Raw genomic sequence first — 17,303 nt, 5'->3', positions numbered from 1 at the left:
CCGTTCACCCCGCACATGGTGCCCCTGCCGACCGTCGGTTGTCTCCCCCGGGGATCAGAGTTGGCTGCTGTCCAGCGAGTGCAGGCCGCATTCCGTCTTCGCCTGCCCGGCCCATCGGCCGGCCCGTTCGTCGGTCTCGCCCTCGGCGACGGCTCGCGTGCAGGGCCAGCAGCCGATGGAGGGGTAACCCTGGTCGTGCAGGGGGTTGTACGGCACTTTGTTCGAGACGATGAACGCCCAGACGTCCCGCCGGGACCAGCGGAGCAGCGGGTTGACCTTCACCAGGTCGAACTTCTTGTCCCAGCCGACCACGTCGGCCCTCGCCCGGTGCTCGGACTGCTCCGCCCGGATCGAAGAGATCCAGGCGTCGTAGCCGACGACCGCTTGGCGCAGCGGGACGATCTTCCGCTCGAAGCAGCAGCGGTCCGGCTCGGTGCTGTAGACGGGGCCGCCGTTGGCCGCCTCGAACTGCTCGACGGTCGAATCGGCCCGGACCAGCTCCACCTCGATCCCGTACCGCTCGGCGACACGGTCGCGCAGCTCCAGGGTCTCGCGGAACTGGTAGCCGGTGTCCAGATTGAAAACCCGGACTTTCCGGTCGGGGTCGACGTGCGAGAGCATGTGCAGGATCGCACACCCCTCGGGGCCGAACGCGGTCGCCATCGTCAGCTTCGGCCCGAAGGTCTCGACCGACCAGCGCAGGATGTCCCAGGCAGACGCGGTGTCCAGCTCCCGGCTGATCGCTCCCAGGTCGAGGTTCAGGCTCGGTGACGCTTCGACGGGCATGGCTCGGGCCCCTTCCGATGCGGTTGGCTGCGAATCGTCGCAATCTTAACCATGATTCCGACGATGGTCAACAATCGAACGGGTTCGACCGTGGGAGCGTCGCAGCCGGCGGCTCGGGCTCAGGATCTCCTTCCCCAAATGATTGAAGGACTTCGGTTTGCCAGGGTCAGGAGGGTGGGCCTCCATGATGGCCCGCCCGTTTAAAGTTTACTCTTCAAGTGAACATTGGGCGATCGCCGAGGGCGGGGGCCCTCCGGCGATCGCCGGACGGCTCAGGCGACGGCCGGGGAACCGGCGTCGGCCGGTACGGGGTAATCCCGGCCGAAGTCGGCAATCTCGCCCCGGACTCGGGAGGCGAGGGCCTCGTCGTCGGGGGCGTTCAGGACGGCGACGATCCAGGAGGCGACCTGGCGAATCGCGTCCTCCTTCAGCCCTCGCGTCGTCAGCGCCGGGGTGCCGAGGCGGATGCCGCTGGGGTCGAGCGGCTTTCGGGCGTCGAAGGGGATCAGGTTCTTGTTGATCGTGATCCCGGCCCGGCCGAGGCTGGACTCGGCGATCTTGCCGGTCAGTCCCTTGGGGGTGACGTCGACGAGGATCAGGTGATTGTCAGTCCCCCCGGAGATGATCCGGAAACCGGCCCGAGTCAGCTCCTCCCCTAGGGTCCGGGCATTGGCGATGACCTGGGCGCAATAACCCTTGAAGTCGCCGGAGAGGGCCTCGCCGAAACAGACGGCCTTGCCGGCGATGACGTGCTCCAGCGGGCCGCCCTGGATGCCGGGGAACACGGCCGAATCGAGCTTCTTGGCCCAGGCGGATTTGCAGAGGACGATGCCTCCCCGGGGCCCCCGGAGGGTCTTGTGCGTGGTCGAGGTGACGAAGTCGGCCACCGGCACCGGGCTCGGGTGCAGGCCGGCGGCGACCAGGCCGGCGATGTGGGCCATGTCCACCATGAACACGGCGCCGACCTCCCGGGCGACTTCGGCGATCCGGTCGAAGTCGATGACCCGGGAGTAGGCGCTGGCGCCGGCGAGGATCAGCTTGGGCTTGTGTTCCCGTGCGAGCCGGTCGATGCCGTCGTAGTCGAGCCGCTCGGTCTGGCGCTCCAGCCCGTAGCCGATGGTCTTGTACCAGCGGCCGGAGTAGTTTAGGGGCATGCCGTGGGTGAGGTGCCCGCCGTGGGCGAGGTCCATCGCCAGGACCGTGTCGCCGATCTCCAGGCTGGCGAAGTACACCGCCATGTTGGCCGAGGCGCCGGAGTGGGGCTGGACGTTGGCATGTTCGGCTCCGAAGAGCCGCTTGGCCCGGTCGATGGCCAGCCGCTCGGTCGTGTCGACGTGCTCGCAGCCGCCATAGTAGCGTCGGCCGGGGAGCCCCTCGGCGTACTTGTTCGTCAGGACCGAGCCGACGGCCTCCATCACGGCCTTGCTCGTGTAATTCTCCGAGGCGATCAGCTCCAGCTCATCTCGCTGTCGGCGTTCCTCGGCGACGATCGCCTCGAAGACCTCGGGGTCGCGGTCGGGCAGTGCATTCAGCATCCGTGTATTCTCCGGCCAAAACGGTTCGGATCGTGGCGGTCCGGTTCGGCGGACGGGGCCGCCCGATCTCGGGGGTTCGCATTATGATCGTCGAGGCCACGGCTCGGCGACGGCAATCGGGGCGGTCGATCGGGATCGGTCCCGGAGTCGGCGGTCGAGGATCGGGCCGATTCCGGCCATCGATCCTCCCGGCCCGCGACCCGCCGTTCACGGGGCGACCCGGAGCCTCCAGGAGTAGGACCAGGAGACGGTGGCCTGGCCCGGCTCGACCCGGGCGGCGGCCTGGACCTGGACGCCGCGACATCCTGCCTCTCGGAGGTCGATGCGAGAGGGAGTGTCGGCCTCGATCGAGAGGGAGCCGCTCGGCCCAGGTGACAGCTCCCACGAGACGCCAGCCGGCCCGGCATCCCGGAGGTCGCTCGTCGGCAGGTCGACGACGTACGTGCTGGCCAGAGCGACGACTTCCGCCCGGCAGCGGTCGGCCACCTCGACATCGATCCGGGCAACCCCCTCGTCCTCGGAAATTGTGAAGACGGCCGAGAAGTGGTGCGGCCCGCTCTGGCCGACGAGGAAAGCCCGGATCGCCTCAGGCTGATCCGGTAAGTGCTGGAGATGCATCTGCTGATACGCCGGTCCGACGACCCGCGTCGGGTCGGCCTCCCCCTCCATCGAGGAGGCGAGGGTCCGGTACGAGTCGCCCGCTCCGACTTCGAGGGCGTGTCTCCATCGGTCCCCGGCCCAGAGGAATACGAGCCGGCAGTTGGAGGCGAGGATGGCGGATCGGCCGTCGGATTCGTCGAGGATGGGCATCGATCGATCGAGGGGGCGGGATCAGGGGGGGGGATTCCCCGCCGGGCCGGGGTGGTGCCCGGCGGGGGTCGCATCGGCTCGGGACGGGGCGGGGCGATCAAGGATCAGGTCGCCGGGGTGGTCTCGCCCTGTTCGAGCTTCATGCGGAGGTAGGCCTCGATGAAGCCGTCGAGGTCGCCGTCGAGCACGGACCGGGGGTTGCCGACCTCGAAGCCGGTCCGCAAGTCCTTGACCAGCTGGTAGGGCTGGAGGACATAGTTGCGGATCTGGCTGCCGAAGCTGATCTCGCCCTTCTCGTCGTACATCTTGGCATACTCGGCCTCACGCTTCATCTCTTCCATCTTGATGAGCTTGGCCTTGAGCAGCGCCATGGCGTTGTCGTCGTTCTTGAACTGCGACCGCTCGGAGCGGGATTCGGCGACGACCCCGGTCGGGACGTGCCGGTACCGGACGCCCGACTCGGTCTTGTTCTGGTGCTGGCCGCCGGGGCCTCCGCAGCGGAAGACCTCGCGCTCGAGGTCGCAGTCGCGGATTTCGATGGAGATCGAGTCGTCGACCTCGGGGAGCACGTCCACGGAGGCGAACGACGTCTGGCGACGGGACTGGGAGTCGAACGGGCTGATCCGGACCAGCCGGTGCACGCCGGTCTCGCACTTGAGGTAGCCGTAGGCGAGGTTGCCGGAGATGTGCAGCGTGGCGTTGGAGATGCCGGCCGAGCCGCCGTCCTCTCGGTCGGTGATCTCGACCTTGTAGCCGTGGGCCTCGGCCCACATCATGTACTGGCGGAGCAGCATCTCGGCCCAGTCGCAGGCCTCGGTGCCGCCGGCCCCGGCGTTGATGGTGACGAAGGCGCTGCGGTGGTCGTTGGGGCCGGAGAGCATCGAGCGCAGCTCGAACGCCTCGAAGGCCTTCACCGCCCTGGCGGTGGAATCGCGCAGCTCCTGGTCGAAAGAGTCGTCCCCGGTCTCCTCGGCCAACTCGATCATGGTCTCCAGGTCATCCCCCTGGCCGATCAGCTCCTCGAACGGCTTGATCACGGCGTTGAGCGTCTTCAGCTCGCCGATGACGACCTGGGCCTTCTCCTGGTCGTTCCAGAAATCGGGTCGGCCCATCTGCGCCTCGAGTTCGTCTCGACGGGCTTGCTTGTCGCCCAAGTCAAAGAGAGTCTCGCAGGTTGACGATCCGGTCGATCACGCTTCGGGCTTCGCGCTTCAGATCGGCGTCCATCGGGCAGGGGCTCCCTTCGAGGGCGGTCGGTGGGGCGTCGGATCTGCCGCCTCGGCGGATCGACGGTAGGATTGTACGGCGCCGGGTGGGGGACGGACCAGCCGAACCCGGCCATGGCCGCGACCCTGGGTTCCGTACGTCGGGATGGGGGTGACGGTGCGATCGAGCGAGTCGGGACCGGGAATCGTGGGCCGACTGGCCCCCTCGCCCACGGGGGGCCTGCACCTGGGGCACGCGCGGAGCTTCCTCATCGCCTGGTTGATGGCGAGGGGGGCCGGCGGCCGGGTGATCCTCCGGGTCGAGGACATCGACGCATCCCGGGTCCGTCCGGGGATGGCCGAGCTGGCGATGCTCGACCTCCGCTGGCTCGGCCTGGACTGGGACGAGGGGCCGGACGTGGGGGGGCCTTCGGGCCCGTATGTCCAGTCGGCCCGGCTCGATCGCTTCGAGGACGCCCTGGGACTCCTCAAGCGGCAGGAACTCGTCTACCCCTGCACCTGCACCCGGGCCGAGATCCAGCGGGCGGCGTCGGCCCCCCATGCGGGGGAGGAGGGGCCGATCTACCCGGGGACCTGCTCCGGCCGCTCGGCCCGGGACGAGTCTCGCCTGCGAGGTCGCCGATTCGCCTGGCGATTCCGGGTCGGGACGGGAATGGTCGGCTGGGATGACCTGTTCAAGGGGCCGATCCGGAGCGATCCGGCTCGGGTCGCTGGCGACTTCGTCGTCGGCCGGTCGGACGGGGCACCGTCCTATCAGCTCGCCGTGGTGGTGGACGACGCCGGGATGGGGGTGAACCAGGTCGTCCGGGGCGACGACCTCGTCTCCAGCACGCCCAGGCAACTCCTGCTCTATCGGGCCTTCGGCTTCGAGCCTCCCCAGTTCGGGCACGTCCCGCTGGTGCTCGGGCCGGATGGCCGACGGCTCGCCAAGCGGGACGACGCGATCAAACTGTCGACCCTCCGGGGGCTGGGAGTCGACCCGGCCCGGCTCATCGGGACGCTCGGGAGGACGATCGGCCTCGGGGAAGGGGAGCCCGCGCGGCCGTCGGACTGGGTCGGCCTGTTCGACCCGGCCTCGCTCCCGGCCGGGGCGCCGGTGCTCGATCCGGCGGCGTGGTGATGGTCCCGGCCGGGCGGGTCAGTCGTGGAAGGTCACGCGGTACACGCGGTCCGACGGGATGACCTCGACCGATCCCGTGCGGTCGATGATCAGGTGGTTCGAAAAGAGACTCCCCCGGACCTCGTCCTCTCGCGAGTAGGAAGTGCCGTGCCGCGTGCTCGCGTCGACCTGCTCCTCGATCTGGGAGATCATGCCGGAGCGGATCGGGCGATCGGCCGGACCGCGACCGAGCCCGATCGCCAGGAAGAGGGCCGCCGAGGCGAGGGCCCCGAGGGAGAGGCACGTCAGATGGGACGCATCCAAGGTCCTGACTCTCGGGGACTGGATTTCATCGACGACCTGTTTCATCGTGGGCGTCCGCGTGCGGGATCAGGGCGTCGGACTCGTGGCCTCGCCGCGAGGGCCGTCCGACCCCATTGATTCGGCGGGTGGGCCGGATTATTCGAGGGGGCTCGGCGGCGACGCGGCCCCCCGCCCTCAGCCGAGGCCAGCCGGGGTCGTCTGGAGTGCGGGGAGGTGGATGAGCGGCACGTTCAACCAGCCTGCCCAGGGGATGTGGTTGAGGAACTGGCCGAGGTAGATCTCGGCGATCACGACGAACCAGAGTAGCGCCGAGCCGAGCCCGGCGGCGAGATTCAGCGAGGTCCGGGCGCCCCATCGGGTCGCCTGCGCGATCGGGCCTCGGCGGATCGGGCCATCGGGGATCAGGCGAAGCTCGGCGAGGATGAGGCGGGTCGGCTCGGGGAGGCGGTCCGCGAGTCGGGGATCCCGTTGCAGGGCCCGCAGCAACGCCCGGCGGTAGATGCGGGCGATGAGCAGGTGCAGGCCGACGAACGCCAGGAACAGGTACACGCCGGCGGCCATCTCATAACGCTCGGCGAAGCGGAGGATCTCGGCGGGAGTGGCGTCGGCCCAGGCGTCCGGATCGGAGAGCGTGAAGGCGAACGGGGCCGCCCGTAGGGCGAGCACGGGGAGCGACGCCAGGGCGAAGACCGCCGCGAAGAGGGCCATCGAGCCGCCGCTCCTCCAGATCAAGCGGCCGACCAGCCCGAAATGGAAGAATGACCACGCCCGCCCCGACGCCGCGAGGTGGGCCCATGCCATCGGTACGTAGAGCATGGCGACGATGAACATGACGTGGGCGAAGACGCCGGTCTGGGCGCCGACGAAGGCGTTCTCATACCCCTTCGTGAATGAGGTATTCCAGCCCGCGTACCAAGAGCCGAGCCAGAGCCCGCAGGCCGGCAGCGTGAGCACGTACGTGCAGCCGATCGCCCGGAGCCCCGCCCCCAGGTTCAGGGCCAGCGACCCGACCAACGCGGGAGGCACTCGGAGGGCCTTGCGGACCCGGCCGGGACGCTCGCCGTCGGACGTCGCCCGGTCGAGTTGCGCCGAGAACCGCTCGGCGAGGATCCAGCGTGGGAGGGCGTCGGGTGGTACGGTGACGCCGGCCGAGGCAGACCACGAGTCGAAGTCGCCCCGCTCGCCCGACGGGCTCCGGTCCCACCAGCCCCGGACGATCCTCCTCCTCATCAGTCGGAAGGTCCAGCCGACGACGAGCACCGCCGTCCAGGGGCTTGCGCACAGGAGGACGCCGATCATGATTTTGATCGACACCGAGAGGGCCGACGCGATCCTCTTGCGGGAGGACACGCCCCGGCGGTCGTCCTCAACGATGGGCACGTATTCGACCCGATCCAGCAGGATGTTCATGCGAAGACCTCCCCCAGGGCCCGGCCTTCGGCCAGGGGCATCGGGAACCCCATGATCGCGGCCACCGTGGCGGCGACCTCGGCCTGGTCGACCGCCTTGTCGACCACCCTGGACCGGTCGATCCCCGGCCCGGCGACGGCGGCGAAGATGTGGTGCGCGTTGAAGTGATGCTGGAAGGGGACGGCGACGAACGGGTTGCTGTCCCGGCCGCAGTCGGGTACGACGACGAAGACGGTGTTCTCCCGATAGGAGGGCAGGCGTTCGGCCTCCTCCCAGAGCCTCCGGAGCCCCTCGTCGACGATCGAGACCCCCCGGGTGTAGTGCGAGGCGACCCCCCAGTGGACGTAATCCGGGTCGTTGAAGTTGACCATCATCAAGCTCGGCTGCAACTCGCGCATCGCCCAGACGGCCAACTCGGCGAGCAGGCGGTCGCCCCTCGGGTTCACCAGGCCGGAACGGCCGTAGTAATCGGCCCACTTGTCCCAGAAGGCGTCGAGTTCGGGGCTGGTGGGCTCGGCATCCCGCGCCCGGTGGTCCACGGATTCGAGCTTGGCGAGTTCCTGCCGCTTCTCCGCCTCCTCCTCCCCCCGGTATCGCCCGGCGGCGAGGTCGGTGCGGAGGACGTGGAGCTTGTAGCGGTACAGGCTCAGTACCGTCGACCGGTAGTCGACGCCGAAGAGATGGTGGTTGCTGAAGGTGTAGAATTCCTCGTCGGTCCGGTCCTCCCCGTTGACGATCAGGGCGCGGTGGGCGGGCACGTCATAATGCTTCCGGAGCCCCTCGAAGAGGGTGGGCACCCGGGGCTCGAATCGGGCGCCGAGGAAACGGCCGGTCACGTCCTCGTATTTGTCGTAGCGGCCGGTGAGGAGGTAGAGCGTCCCCTGGCCGTGGCTCGTCTCGACCTCCGGCGCGTCCGCGATCTCCATCTTCGGGAAGAGGACGCCCCGGGGGGCGAAGACGCCCTTGAGGAATGGGCTATACGTCTCGTCCGAGGCGATCGTCTCCTGCCGACGCACCCCGCCGCCGAAGCGGACGATCACGATGTTCGGCCCCCGGTAGCTCGGTCGCCCCGCGACCTCTTCGGCCCCCGAACGACCCTGGGCGATCGGGCCGAGGCCGAGGGCCGCGCCGGCCTTGAGGAAGGTGCGGCGGTCCACGGCGTCGGCCGGGCCGCCTCGGGGAGGGATCGGTTCGAGGGACATCGTGATGGCTCCGGGAGGCGGGGGGAGGGCAGCCGACTTGATCCGCGATACCCTCGGGGGGACCATGGGGGTTTCAGCCTACGTCCCCCGAAGGGGCCGTCTCCGCTCACGGCCCGTGACTTGCATCAAGGAGCGGGCATGAGCCGCGGGGCCCTCGTGGACCCCGCAGGTCCGATCGCCGTCCAGGTCGAGCCCCCCCATGTCGATCATCGTCTCCCCCCAGGAACGGCTGAGCCTGCGGAGCAAGCTCCGCGAGCACTTCGGCTTCAAGCGATTCCGGCTCGGCCAGGAGGAGGCGATCGCCTCCGCGATGCAGGGCAAGGACACAGTCGTGGTGATGCCGACCGGGTCGGGCAAGAGCCTCTGCTACCAGCTCCCCGGGCTGGCCCTGGAAGGGACGACGGTCGTCGTCAGCCCCCTCCTGGCACTGATGAAGGACCAGGCCGACGCCCTGGCCAGGCGCGGTTTCCCGGTCGCCGAGGTCAACAGCACGCTCAACGACCGCCAGTCGAAGCTGGCCGAGGAGGCGATCGAGGTCGGATTGCCGGAGTTCATCTTCACCACGCCGGAGCGGATGGCCGACCCCGAGTTCCGGGAAGTCCTCAAGCGCCGCAAGCTCGACCTGTTCGTGATCGACGAGGCCCACTGCATCAGCCAGTGGGGGCACGACTTCCGCCCGGATTACCTCGACCTCGGCCATGCCATCGACGACCTCGGCAAGCCGCCCGTCCTGGCGATGACCGCGACGGCGACCCCGGAGGTGATCGACGACATCGTCGAGTCGCTGCACATCCCCGACGCCGAGCTGGTGCATACGGGCTTCTATCGCCCGAACCTCTCGCTCTCGGTGCAGCGGGCCGATGGCGAGGAGGCGAAGCGGAACGCACTGCTGCACCTGCTGAGCGGGGCCGAGGGCACCGGCATCGTCTACTGCGCCACGGTCAAGGCGGTGGAGGAGCTGACGGCCTTCCTCGAAAGCCTCGGCCTGCCCGTGACCTGCTACCACGGCCGGCTGTCACAGAAGCGGAGGGCCGAGTCCCAGGACCGCTTCATGAGGGGCGAGGTCCGGGCGATGATCGCCACGAATGCCTTCGGGCTGGGCATCGACAAGCCGGATATCCGCTTCGTGGTCCACTACCACGTCCCCGGCACGATCGAGGCCTACTATCAGGAGTTCGGCCGCGCCGGCCGGGACGGCGAGGCCGCCCGGGGGATCCTGATCTACGACCCGGCCGATCGCGCCCTCCAGTCGTTCTTCCGGGGCAAGTTGCCTGACGCCGAGGACCTGATCAACGCCCACCACACCGTCGCCCGACTGGCCGACGAACCGGAGGCGCCGAACCTCTCGGACCTGATGAAGATCAGCCCCCTGCCGAAGACCCGGCTCCGGGTCTGCCTGAGCATGCTCATCCGCTTCGGCCTGGTCCGTGAGGAGAAGGGGAGGCGATACCGGACGGTCCGGGCCGAACTGATGCCGGGCGAGGCCCGCCGGCTCGCCTCCCGATTCCGGGAGCGGGAGGAGCGGGGCAAGCTCAAGCAGCATCAGATGGTCGAATACGCCGAGTCCAGGAGCTGCCGATGGGCGGGCCTGCTGGACTACTTCGGCAACGAGGAGCTGCCGGGTCAGGCCTGCGGCCACTGCGACCGATGCGAGGGCCTCGTCGACCGGGCGCAGGTCTCTGAGGCCGGTTGACCGGCGGCCTTGCGGTCGCCCCGGTGAGATCGGCCGACGCCTCCCCTCGAATCGAGGGGGTACGGTGTGGCCCGGCGCGGTCGGGCGATGTTAGACTCGACAATCGGAGCCCGCGATCCGATCACCCGGGTCGCTCCCCTAGTCGTCGCCCCGCCCCGGGGCGGGGCGACACACAGGCAGTCCATCTCGAAGTTGTGCCATGGCCGTCGCCCAGTCTGTCGACATCTCCCCGTCCCTCCGCGCCGAGCTGGCCCGTGCCGTCGGCGAGGAGAACCTGCTGCACCACCGGGACGAGTTGGTCGTCTACGAATGTGACGGCTACGTCATCGAGAAGAACGTGCCCGACGTGGTCGTCTTCCCGACCTCGACGGAGCAGGTCGTCTCGGTGGTGAAGCTCTGCAACCAGTACGACGTGCCGTTCGTCCCCCGGGGGGCGGGGACGAGCCTGGCCGGCGGCACCCTGGCCGTCGGGGGCGGGGTGATGATCTGCCTGACCCGGATGAAGAAGATCCTGGAGATCAACACCCGGGACCGCTACGCCGTGGTCGAGCCCGGCGTGGTTAACGTCTGGCTCACCCGGGCCCTGGGCGGGTCCGGCTTCCACTACGCCCCCGACCCGTCCAGCCAGACCGCCTGCACCGTCGGCGGCAACGTGGCGACGAACTCCGGCGGGCCGCACACCCTGAAATACGGGGTCACGGTCAATCACGTCCGGGGGGTCGAGCTGGTCCTGCCCGACGGCACGGTCGCCCAGATCGGCGGCAAAACCGAGGACGTGCCCGGCCTGGATCTCACCGGCTTGGTAGTCGGCAACGAGGGGACCTTCGGCGTCGTCACCAAGGTCATCGTCAACCTGACGAGGGACCCCGAGGCCGGCCGGACCTTCCTCGGCGTCTTCGAGGACGTCGAGCAGGCGACCGAGGCGGTCAGCGGCCTGATCGGTGCCGGGATCGTCCCGGCGGCCCTGGAGATGCTCGACAACCTCATGATCCGGGCCGTCGAGGAAGCCTTCGGCTTCGGCTTCCCGACCGAGGCCGGGGCGGTGCTCATCATGGAAGTTGACGGGCTCGAAGCCGGGCTGGAACGCGAGGCCGAGGCGGTGGCCGAGGTCGTCCGGGCCAACGGAGGGTCCGTCAAGAACGCGATCGCCTGGACCACCCGCAAGGAGCCGGAGTACGTCGCCATCTGGAAGGCCCGGAAGTCCGCCTTCGGCGCCATCGGCCGGCTGAGCCCGACCTTCTGCACCCAGGACGGCGTCGTCCCCCGGACCAAGCTGCCGCACATCCTCAGGAGGATCACCGAGATCGGCTCGAAGTATGGCATCCGGATCGCCAACGTCTTCCACGCCGGCGACGGCAACATCCACCCCATCCTCCTGTTCGACGAGCAGGACCCGGCCCAGGTCCGGCGGGTGCTCGACGCCAGCCACGAGATCCTCGAAGAGTGCATCGCCTGCGGCGGCAGCGTCACGGGGGAGCACGGCATCGGGGTCGAGAAGATGGAGTTCATGCCCAAGCTGTACTCGGCGGCCGACCTGCAGGCGATGGTCGCCATCCGGGAGGTCTTCAATCCCGAGGGGCGGTGCAGCCCGGGGAAGATGCTCCCGGTCGGCGTCGGCTGCATCGAGCGCAAGAGCCCGGGCCGCAGGGCCTCGGCCTGAGATTCGGGACCATTCGGCTTCGTCGTCGGTTCGGGTCCGGGGAGGCGAGGTGAGCAAGCGGCCCGGAATCCCCAGGAGAAGGCACGTGCCCGGCACTTTCCGCTCCCATGAGCGGAAGGGCCCCGACCCGTCCGCCGAGGCGCAGCGGGTCAGCATTTACCTGCCGGCCCCCGCCCTCGACCTCGCAGAGGAGCAGGCAATGCGGGCGGGGGTCGACACCGTCCAGCGCTACTGCGAGGCCCTGCTGCTCCGGGCGATCGAGGAGGAGAATGCCAGGGACCGCCGGGAGGAGGTCGAGGTGCGTCGCGGGCGACTCGACGGCCTGCTCGCCATCGCCGACGACCCGGACTACCTGGCCGAATGGACCGCCTCGCTGCTCGACCGACCCGGGGGGGAAGTCGAGGGGCAGGGGGCCGGGCCGGTCACCGGGGCCGACGTCCCGGAGCCGGGGGAGACGCTCGTGGAACGGCCCGCCGTTGAGATCGTCTTCCGGCACGCCGGCCTGGTGGGGCAAGATCCCGAAGCATTCCTCCCCGCACTCCGGAGGGGTGGACCGATCGGCCCCGAAGTCGGCCGGGAGCTGATGCAGGCGCTGATCGACCTGGAGGCCGGCCATCGCGGGGCCTCGACGATCGATCGGACGCTCGCCTACGCCTTGCACAAGCTGGCCTTCGAGGGGCAAATCCTCACCTCCGAGGCCTGGGCCGGCGCCTCGGTCGACGAGGCGACGGTCGACGTGCTCCGGCTCGTGCAGGAGGCCGTCGATCGTGTCCTCTCGGGCCAGGACATCCGGTATTATTCCGCCCATGACCCATCCTCGCCGACGCCACTACCCGGCCATTGAACCGCCGCCGGAGCTCCGGTCCCCGGCCGGGCGGTCGGCTGCGCCTCGGTCGTCGATCCCCATGCTGATCATCCCGGCGGCCCAGGTGGGCCTGCCGATCGACAACCCGCTGGCGTTGGCGAGCGTCGTCCTGATGCTGGCCTTGCTGGGGGGGGCGTTACTGGTGATCCGGGCGCTCTGGGTCCGGACCGATCGCCTCAACGAAGAGCTGAGGAACCAATCGCTCCGCCGTGGCAAGGCGGAGGACGCCTGGCTCGCCTCCGAGGCCTTTTACCATTCGCTCGTCGAGAACCTGCCCCAGAACATCTTCCGCAAGGACGCCCAGGGGCGGTTCACCTTCGCCAATCGCCGATTCTGCACCTCGCTGGAGCGGCCGCTTGAGGAGATCCTCGGCCGGACCGATTACGACTTCTATCCGGAGTCGTTGGCCGAGAAATACCGCCGGGACGACCTCCGGGTCATGCAGTCTGGCGAGGCGCTGGAGGACGTCGAGGCCCACGTCAATCACGACGGCGAGGTCCGCCGCGTCCAGGTGACGAAGTCTCCCCTCCGCGACCCGACGGGCAGGGTGGTGGGGCTCCAGTGCATCTTCTGGGACGTGACCGAGCAGTACCGCACCCTGGAGGCCTTGGCCGCCAGCGAGGAGCGGTTCGCCCTGGCCGTCCGGGGCACCAACGACGGCCTCTGGGACTGGAACGTCCGGACCAACGACACGTACTACTCCCCCCGGTTCAAGGAGCTTCTCGGCTACGGGGAGGACGAGTTCCCGGGGCGGATCGAGACGTTCATGGACCACCTGCACCCCGAGGACCGGCCTCGGGTGGAGGCCGTCGGCCAGCGCCACCTGCACGACCAGGAGCCGTACGTGGTGGAGTACCGGCTCCGGGACAAGGCCGGGCAGTTCCACTGGTTCCTCGCCCGGGGGCAGGCGGTCTGGGACGAGAGCGGCCAGCCCGTCCGTATGGCCGGATCGATCAGCGACATCCACGACCGCAAGATGGCCGAGGAACTGCTCCGCGCCCAGAACCAGTTGCTCCAGGACATGGCCAAGTCCGAACGCAGGGCGCTGGAGGAACGTGAGCAGGCGCAAAGCCGGATGGTCGAGTCCGCCAAGCTCGCCGGGCTGGGCCAGCTCGTCGCCGGGGTGGCCCACGAGATCAACAATCCGCTGGCCTTCGTGGGCAACAACGTCGCGGTGCTCCAACGCGACCTGGTCGAGCTGCACAACCTCATCCGCCTCTACCGACGGGGCGACGCCTCCCTCGCCGAGAGCGAACCGGACCTGGCCGAGGAGGTCCGGAACTACTGCGACGAGATTGACATCGACTACACGCTGGAGAACCTCCGAGGGCTGCTCGATCGCACCCGGGATGGCCTGCGTCGCATCCACGACATCGTCAAGGATCTCCGCGTCTTCGCCCGGCTCGACGAAGGGGACCTCGCCGAGGTCGACCTGAATTCCGGGATCGAATCCTCGGTGAACATCATCCTCGGCTATGCCAAGAAGCGGCAAGTCGAGGTCGTCTGCGAGCTGGGTACGCTGCCCCCGGTGTCCTGCCACGCGGCCAAGATCAACCAGGTGCTGATGAACCTGATCGTCAACGGCATCGACGCCTGCGAGACCAACGGGCGGGTGCTCATCCGATCCAGGAGCTGCCCGGGGGAGGAGGGCGTCTGCGTCGAGGTGCGGGACGACGGCTGCGGCATCGACGCCAAGATCAGGGACCGGATCTTCGACCCCTTCTTCACCACCAAGCCGGTCGGCATCGGCACGGGTCTGGGCCTGTCGATCAGCTACGGCATCGTCCTAGACCACGGCGGGACGATCGAGGTCGACTCCCTCCCCGGCGAGGGGTCCTGCTTCATCGTCCGCCTCCCCCTGAGGCCCCCGGCCCGATCTCCCCATCGGGCCGTCCAGGAAGTCGTCTGAGTCGCCCCGCCGCCCCGCTCTCCACCGATCTCGATTTCCCCCCGATCCCCGACGAGCGCGAGATGAACTGGCCCGACGCCCCCAACGACCTGCCCCTCGGTGACCACCGGTACGCCTCGGCCGTCGAGCGGCCCGACAGCCGAGACTCCCTTGCCGAGGCCCTCGGCCGGCTGACCGCCGAGGGCTCGGCGATCTACCCCCAGGGGGGCAGGACGGCGATCGAATGCGGCGGCGTCCCCGACCGGCCCGGCACGATCCTGGACACCACCGGCCTGGACCGGGTGGTCGACTACCCGGCCGCCGACATGACGATCACCGTCGAGTCGGGCGTCACCCTCGACCGGCTCCGTCAGGCCCTCGCCGCCGAGGGGCAACGCCTCACGCTGGAGGCCCCCCACCCCGAACGGGCCACGATCGGCGGCGTCTTCGCCACCGATTCGAGCGGCCCGAGGCGGTTCGGACTGGGGAGGCCCCGGGACCAGATCCTCGGCATCGCCTTCGCCTCATCGACCGGGGAGCTGATCCGGGGCGGGGGACGGGTCGTGAAGAACGTCGCCGGGTACGACTTCCCGAAGCTCCTGACCGGGTCGATGGGCAGCCTCGGGGTGATCGCCGAGCTGACCCTCAAGACCCGACCCCGGCCGGAGACCTCGGCGATCGTCTGGTCGAGCTGGACGTGGGCGGCCAAGGTCGAGTCGGTGCTCGGGGCCCTGAACGCCTCGAGGTCGCGTCCCGTGGCCGTCGAGCTGCTCAACCGGCCGGCGGCGGCGGCGATCGCGAGGGAGGCGGGCCTGGACCTCCCGGCCGGCGGTGCGGTGCTGGCCATCGGGCTGGAGGGTTCGGCCGAGGTCGTCTCCTGGCAGGTGGACGCCCTGGGGGGAGAACTGGTGGGAGATTCGGGCCGGGTCGCGGTGCGGGCCGAGGGGGCGGATCGCCTCTGGGCCGCGCTGGTCGGGCATCCGGCGACCGGGACGACGTTTACATTCAAGGCGACCCTGGTCCCCTCGGCACTCCCGGCATTCGTCCACGCCATCGATCCGGAGTACTGGGCGGTGCAGTGCCACGCCGGGAACGGGATCGCCTGGGGGCTGTCAAGGCCCGACGCGCCCGAGGATGACCTGGTCGCCGACGTGGGGAGGCTCCGGGAGCGGGCGATCGCCGCCGAGGGGAACCTGACCTTGCCGAGATGCCCGACGGACCGCAAGGCCGGCCTCGGCGTCTGGGGCGCCCCGAGGGGGGACTGGGAGCTGGCCCGGAGGATCAAGCGGGCCCTCGACCCCGCCGGGGCGATGAATCCGGGCCGCTTCCTCTGATACAATGGGCCCCGCGACGATGCCCGGCGCCCCGCCCCCCACGCCGGATCCGACGCCCGACCCCCTCCGATCGATTGCGAGCCGATCCATGACCACCGCCGTCTCCTCCCAACGGCCGGAATCCGCCCCCGGCGCCGACCCGACGGCGGCCTCCAAGGCCCCCCGGCCGACCGAGGCCGGCGTCGACCTGGACTGGCTGGCCGAGAAGATCGACTACCGACGCTTCCAGGAATGCGTCCACTGCGGCCTCTGCACCGCGAGCTGCCCCACTTACGTCGAGACCGGCAATGAGAATGACGGCCCCCGGGGCCGGATCTACCTGATGCGGGGAATCGTCGATGGCCGCCTCTCGGCCAGCGACGAGGTCCGGCGCCACCTGGACCTCTGCCTCGACTGCCGGGCCTGCGAGACGGCCTGCCCCTCGGGCGTGAAGTACGGGCAGCTCATCGAGCCGTTCAAGGTGGCGTTGCAGCAGTCGGCCCCGCCGGGCAAGCGGAGCTGGCTCCAGGCCCTGATCCTCCGGCACCTGTTCCCCTACGGCGACCGGGTCCGGCTGGCGCTGGTCCCGGCCCGGCTGATGCAGAAGGTCGGACTGCTGGATGCCGCCGAGCGGATCGGCCTGACGAAGCTGCTGCCGCCGACGCTCCGACGGTTGCAGGCGATGCTGCCGAAGCTCTCCGGGGGCGGATCGAGGCTGCCCGAGGTCCTGCCGCCGATCGGCCCGAAGCGGGCGAAGGTGGCGTTGTTCCTGGGCTGCGTCGCCGACGCGATGTTCCCGGACACGAACGCCGCGACGGCCCGGGTCCTGCGGAGGAACGGCTGCGAGGTCGTCGTGCCCCGGGCCCAGGCGTGCTGCGGGGCGATCCACTACCACTCGGGGATCGAGGGGCCGGCCTTCGACCTGGCCCGGGCCAACCTCGACGCCTTCGACCTGGACTCGGTCGACGCGATCATCGTCAATGCGGCCGGCTGCGGGGCGATGCTCAAGGACTACGGTCACCTGCTGCCGGAGGCCGATCGGGAGCGGGCCTCGAAGTTCGCGGCCAAGGTCAAGGACGTCTCCGAGTACCTGGTGCAGCTCGGGCCGATCGCCCCGGAGCACCCGGTCCCGTACCGCAAAGTGACTTATCACGACGCCTGCCACCTCGCCCATGCCCAGAAGGTCCGCGCCCAGCCGAGGCAATTGCTCGAGATGATCCCGGGGCTGGAGCTGGTGCCGCTGGAGGAGACGGAGATCTGCTGCGGGGCCGCCGGGACGTACAACCTGACCGAGCCGGAGATGTCGGAGCGACTCGGCCGACGCAAGATGGATCACATCCTCGCCACCGGGGCCGAGGCGGTCGTCACCGGCAACGTCGGTTGCATCCTCCAGATCGCCCGCAAGGCGAAGGAATTCGGCAGCGGGATCGAGGTGGAGCACCCGATCGACCTGCTCGACCGGGCCTACGAGGGGCGATGAGCCGGGAGGCCC

General features: G+C 69.5%; 14 protein-coding genes. 7 read left to right on the top strand and 7 right to left on the bottom strand.

Going from position 1 to position 17,303, the window contains the following annotated elements:
* Positions 1–54 precede the first annotated feature (54 nt).
* From ElP_RS25480 to prfB, 4 genes are all read right to left on the bottom strand, one after another.
* A complete protein-coding gene (locus tag ElP_RS25480; RefSeq protein ID WP_145274858.1) occupies positions 55–786 on the bottom strand; it encodes a phosphoadenylyl-sulfate reductase in 732 nt (243 codons plus the stop codon).
* 272 nt (positions 787–1,058) lie between these two features.
* Complete coding sequence (gene glyA / locus ElP_RS25475) at positions 1,059–2,318, bottom strand: serine hydroxymethyltransferase (protein ID WP_197447130.1); 1,260 nt, start codon at positions 2,316–2,318, stop codon at positions 1,059–1,061.
* A 210-nt stretch (positions 2,319–2,528) separates the two neighbouring features.
* On the bottom strand, positions 2,529–3,131 hold the full coding sequence (locus tag ElP_RS25470; protein ID WP_145274853.1) for a hypothetical protein: 603 nt from the start codon (positions 3,129–3,131) through the stop codon (positions 2,529–2,531).
* A gap of 104 nt (positions 3,132–3,235) precedes the next feature.
* A protein-coding gene (gene prfB / locus ElP_RS25465; RefSeq protein WP_145274850.1) for a peptide chain release factor 2 occupies positions 3,236–4,358 on the bottom strand; the annotation gives its coding sequence in 2 pieces (ribosomal slippage) (positions 3,236–4,288 and positions 4,290–4,358; 1,122 coding nt in all).
* 144 nt (positions 4,359–4,502) lie between these two features.
* Between prfB and gluQRS the strand changes: the two genes are divergently transcribed.
* The gene (gene gluQRS, locus ElP_RS25460) at positions 4,503–5,477 is read left to right on the top strand and encodes a tRNA glutamyl-Q(34) synthetase GluQRS (RefSeq protein WP_145274847.1); all 975 of its coding nucleotides are present in this window, start codon (positions 4,503–4,505) and stop codon (positions 5,475–5,477) included.
* Positions 5,478–5,495: 18 nt separating this feature from the next.
* Here gluQRS and ElP_RS25455 read toward each other — a convergent pair whose 3' ends face one another.
* From ElP_RS25455 to ElP_RS25445, 3 genes are all read right to left on the bottom strand, one after another.
* Positions 5,496–5,780 carry a hypothetical protein gene (locus tag ElP_RS25455; RefSeq protein WP_145274844.1) on the bottom strand — a complete coding sequence of 95 codons (285 nt, stop codon included), beginning with the start codon at positions 5,778–5,780 and terminating at the stop codon, positions 5,496–5,498.
* A 174-nt stretch (positions 5,781–5,954) separates the two neighbouring features.
* Positions 5,955–7,190 carry a hypothetical protein gene (locus tag ElP_RS25450; RefSeq protein WP_145274842.1) on the bottom strand — a complete coding sequence of 412 codons (1,236 nt, stop codon included), beginning with the start codon at positions 7,188–7,190 and terminating at the stop codon, positions 5,955–5,957.
* Positions 7,187–8,392 carry an alkaline phosphatase family protein gene (locus ElP_RS25445; protein ID WP_145274839.1) on the bottom strand — a complete coding sequence of 402 codons (1,206 nt, stop codon included), beginning with the start codon at positions 8,390–8,392 and terminating at the stop codon, positions 7,187–7,189. Before ElP_RS25445 ends, ElP_RS25450 begins: the two co-directional genes overlap by 4 nt.
* 199 nt (positions 8,393–8,591) lie before the next feature.
* On the opposite strand from ElP_RS25445, the gene ElP_RS25440 reads away from it, so the two are divergent.
* The 6 genes from ElP_RS25440 (at position 8,592) to ElP_RS25415 (ending at position 17,291) form a co-directional block, all read left to right on the top strand.
* Entirely contained in the window at positions 8,592–10,085 is a 1,494-nt protein-coding gene (locus tag ElP_RS25440; RefSeq protein ID WP_145274836.1) for a RecQ family ATP-dependent DNA helicase, read from the top strand.
* Between the two features lie 199 nt (positions 10,086–10,284).
* Positions 10,285–11,745: an FAD-binding oxidoreductase gene (locus ElP_RS25435; protein ID WP_145274833.1), complete on the top strand. Its 1,461-nt coding sequence runs from the start codon at positions 10,285–10,287 to the stop codon at positions 11,743–11,745.
* Positions 11,746–11,830: 85 nt separating this feature from the next.
* The gene (locus tag ElP_RS25430; protein ID WP_145274830.1) at positions 11,831–12,589 is read left to right on the top strand and encodes a hypothetical protein; all 759 of its coding nucleotides are present in this window, start codon (positions 11,831–11,833) and stop codon (positions 12,587–12,589) included.
* 61 nt (positions 12,590–12,650) lie between these two features.
* Complete coding sequence (locus ElP_RS25425; RefSeq protein ID WP_197446361.1) at positions 12,651–14,519, top strand: PAS domain-containing sensor histidine kinase; 1,869 nt, start codon at positions 12,651–12,653, stop codon at positions 14,517–14,519.
* Positions 14,520–14,581: 62 nt separating this feature from the next.
* Positions 14,582–15,832: an FAD-binding oxidoreductase gene (locus ElP_RS25420; protein ID WP_145274823.1), complete on the top strand. Its 1,251-nt coding sequence runs from the start codon at positions 14,582–14,584 to the stop codon at positions 15,830–15,832.
* An 88-nt stretch (positions 15,833–15,920) separates the two neighbouring features.
* Entirely contained in the window at positions 15,921–17,291 is a 1,371-nt protein-coding gene (locus ElP_RS25415) for a (Fe-S)-binding protein (RefSeq protein ID WP_145274820.1), read from the top strand.
* The last annotated feature ends 12 nt before the right edge of the window (positions 17,292–17,303 follow it).

The sequence above is a fragment of the Tautonia plasticadhaerens genome (assembly GCF_007752535.1).
In the GTDB taxonomy this organism is placed as follows: Bacteria; Planctomycetota; Planctomycetia; order Isosphaerales; family Isosphaeraceae; genus Tautonia; species Tautonia plasticadhaerens.
The sequence above is the reverse complement of the archived record's forward strand: the minus strand, read 5'-3'. Positions and strand labels throughout refer to the sequence as shown.

What these genes read in the sequence shown, in the direction of transcription:
- ElP_RS25435 (WP_145274833.1), top strand. Translation starts at nt 10,285, where the DNA reads ATGGCCGTCGCCCAGTCTGTCGACATCTCCCCGTCCCTCCGCGCCGAG.
- ElP_RS25425 (WP_197446361.1), top strand. Translation starts at nt 12,651, where the DNA reads ATGCTGATCATCCCGGCGGCCCAGGTGGGCCTGCCGATCGACAACCCG.
- ElP_RS25450 (WP_145274842.1), bottom strand. Translation starts at nt 7,190, where the DNA reads ATGAACATCCTGCTGGATCGGGTCGAATACGTGCCCATCGTTGAGGAC.
- ElP_RS25480 (WP_145274858.1), bottom strand. Translation starts at nt 786, where the DNA reads ATGCCCGTCGAAGCGTCACCGAGCCTGAACCTCGACCTGGGAGCGATC.
- ElP_RS25420 (WP_145274823.1), top strand. Translation starts at nt 14,582, where the DNA reads ATGAACTGGCCCGACGCCCCCAACGACCTGCCCCTCGGTGACCACCGG.
- ElP_RS25470 (WP_145274853.1), bottom strand. Translation starts at nt 3,131, where the DNA reads ATGCCCATCCTCGACGAATCCGACGGCCGATCCGCCATCCTCGCCTCC.
- ElP_RS25415 (WP_145274820.1), top strand. Translation starts at nt 15,921, where the DNA reads ATGACCACCGCCGTCTCCTCCCAACGGCCGGAATCCGCCCCCGGCGCC.
- gluQRS (WP_145274847.1), top strand. Translation starts at nt 4,503, where the DNA reads ATGGGGGTGACGGTGCGATCGAGCGAGTCGGGACCGGGAATCGTGGGC.
- ElP_RS25445 (WP_145274839.1), bottom strand. Translation starts at nt 8,392, where the DNA reads ATGTCCCTCGAACCGATCCCTCCCCGAGGCGGCCCGGCCGACGCCGTG.
- ElP_RS25440 (WP_145274836.1), top strand. Translation starts at nt 8,592, where the DNA reads ATGTCGATCATCGTCTCCCCCCAGGAACGGCTGAGCCTGCGGAGCAAG.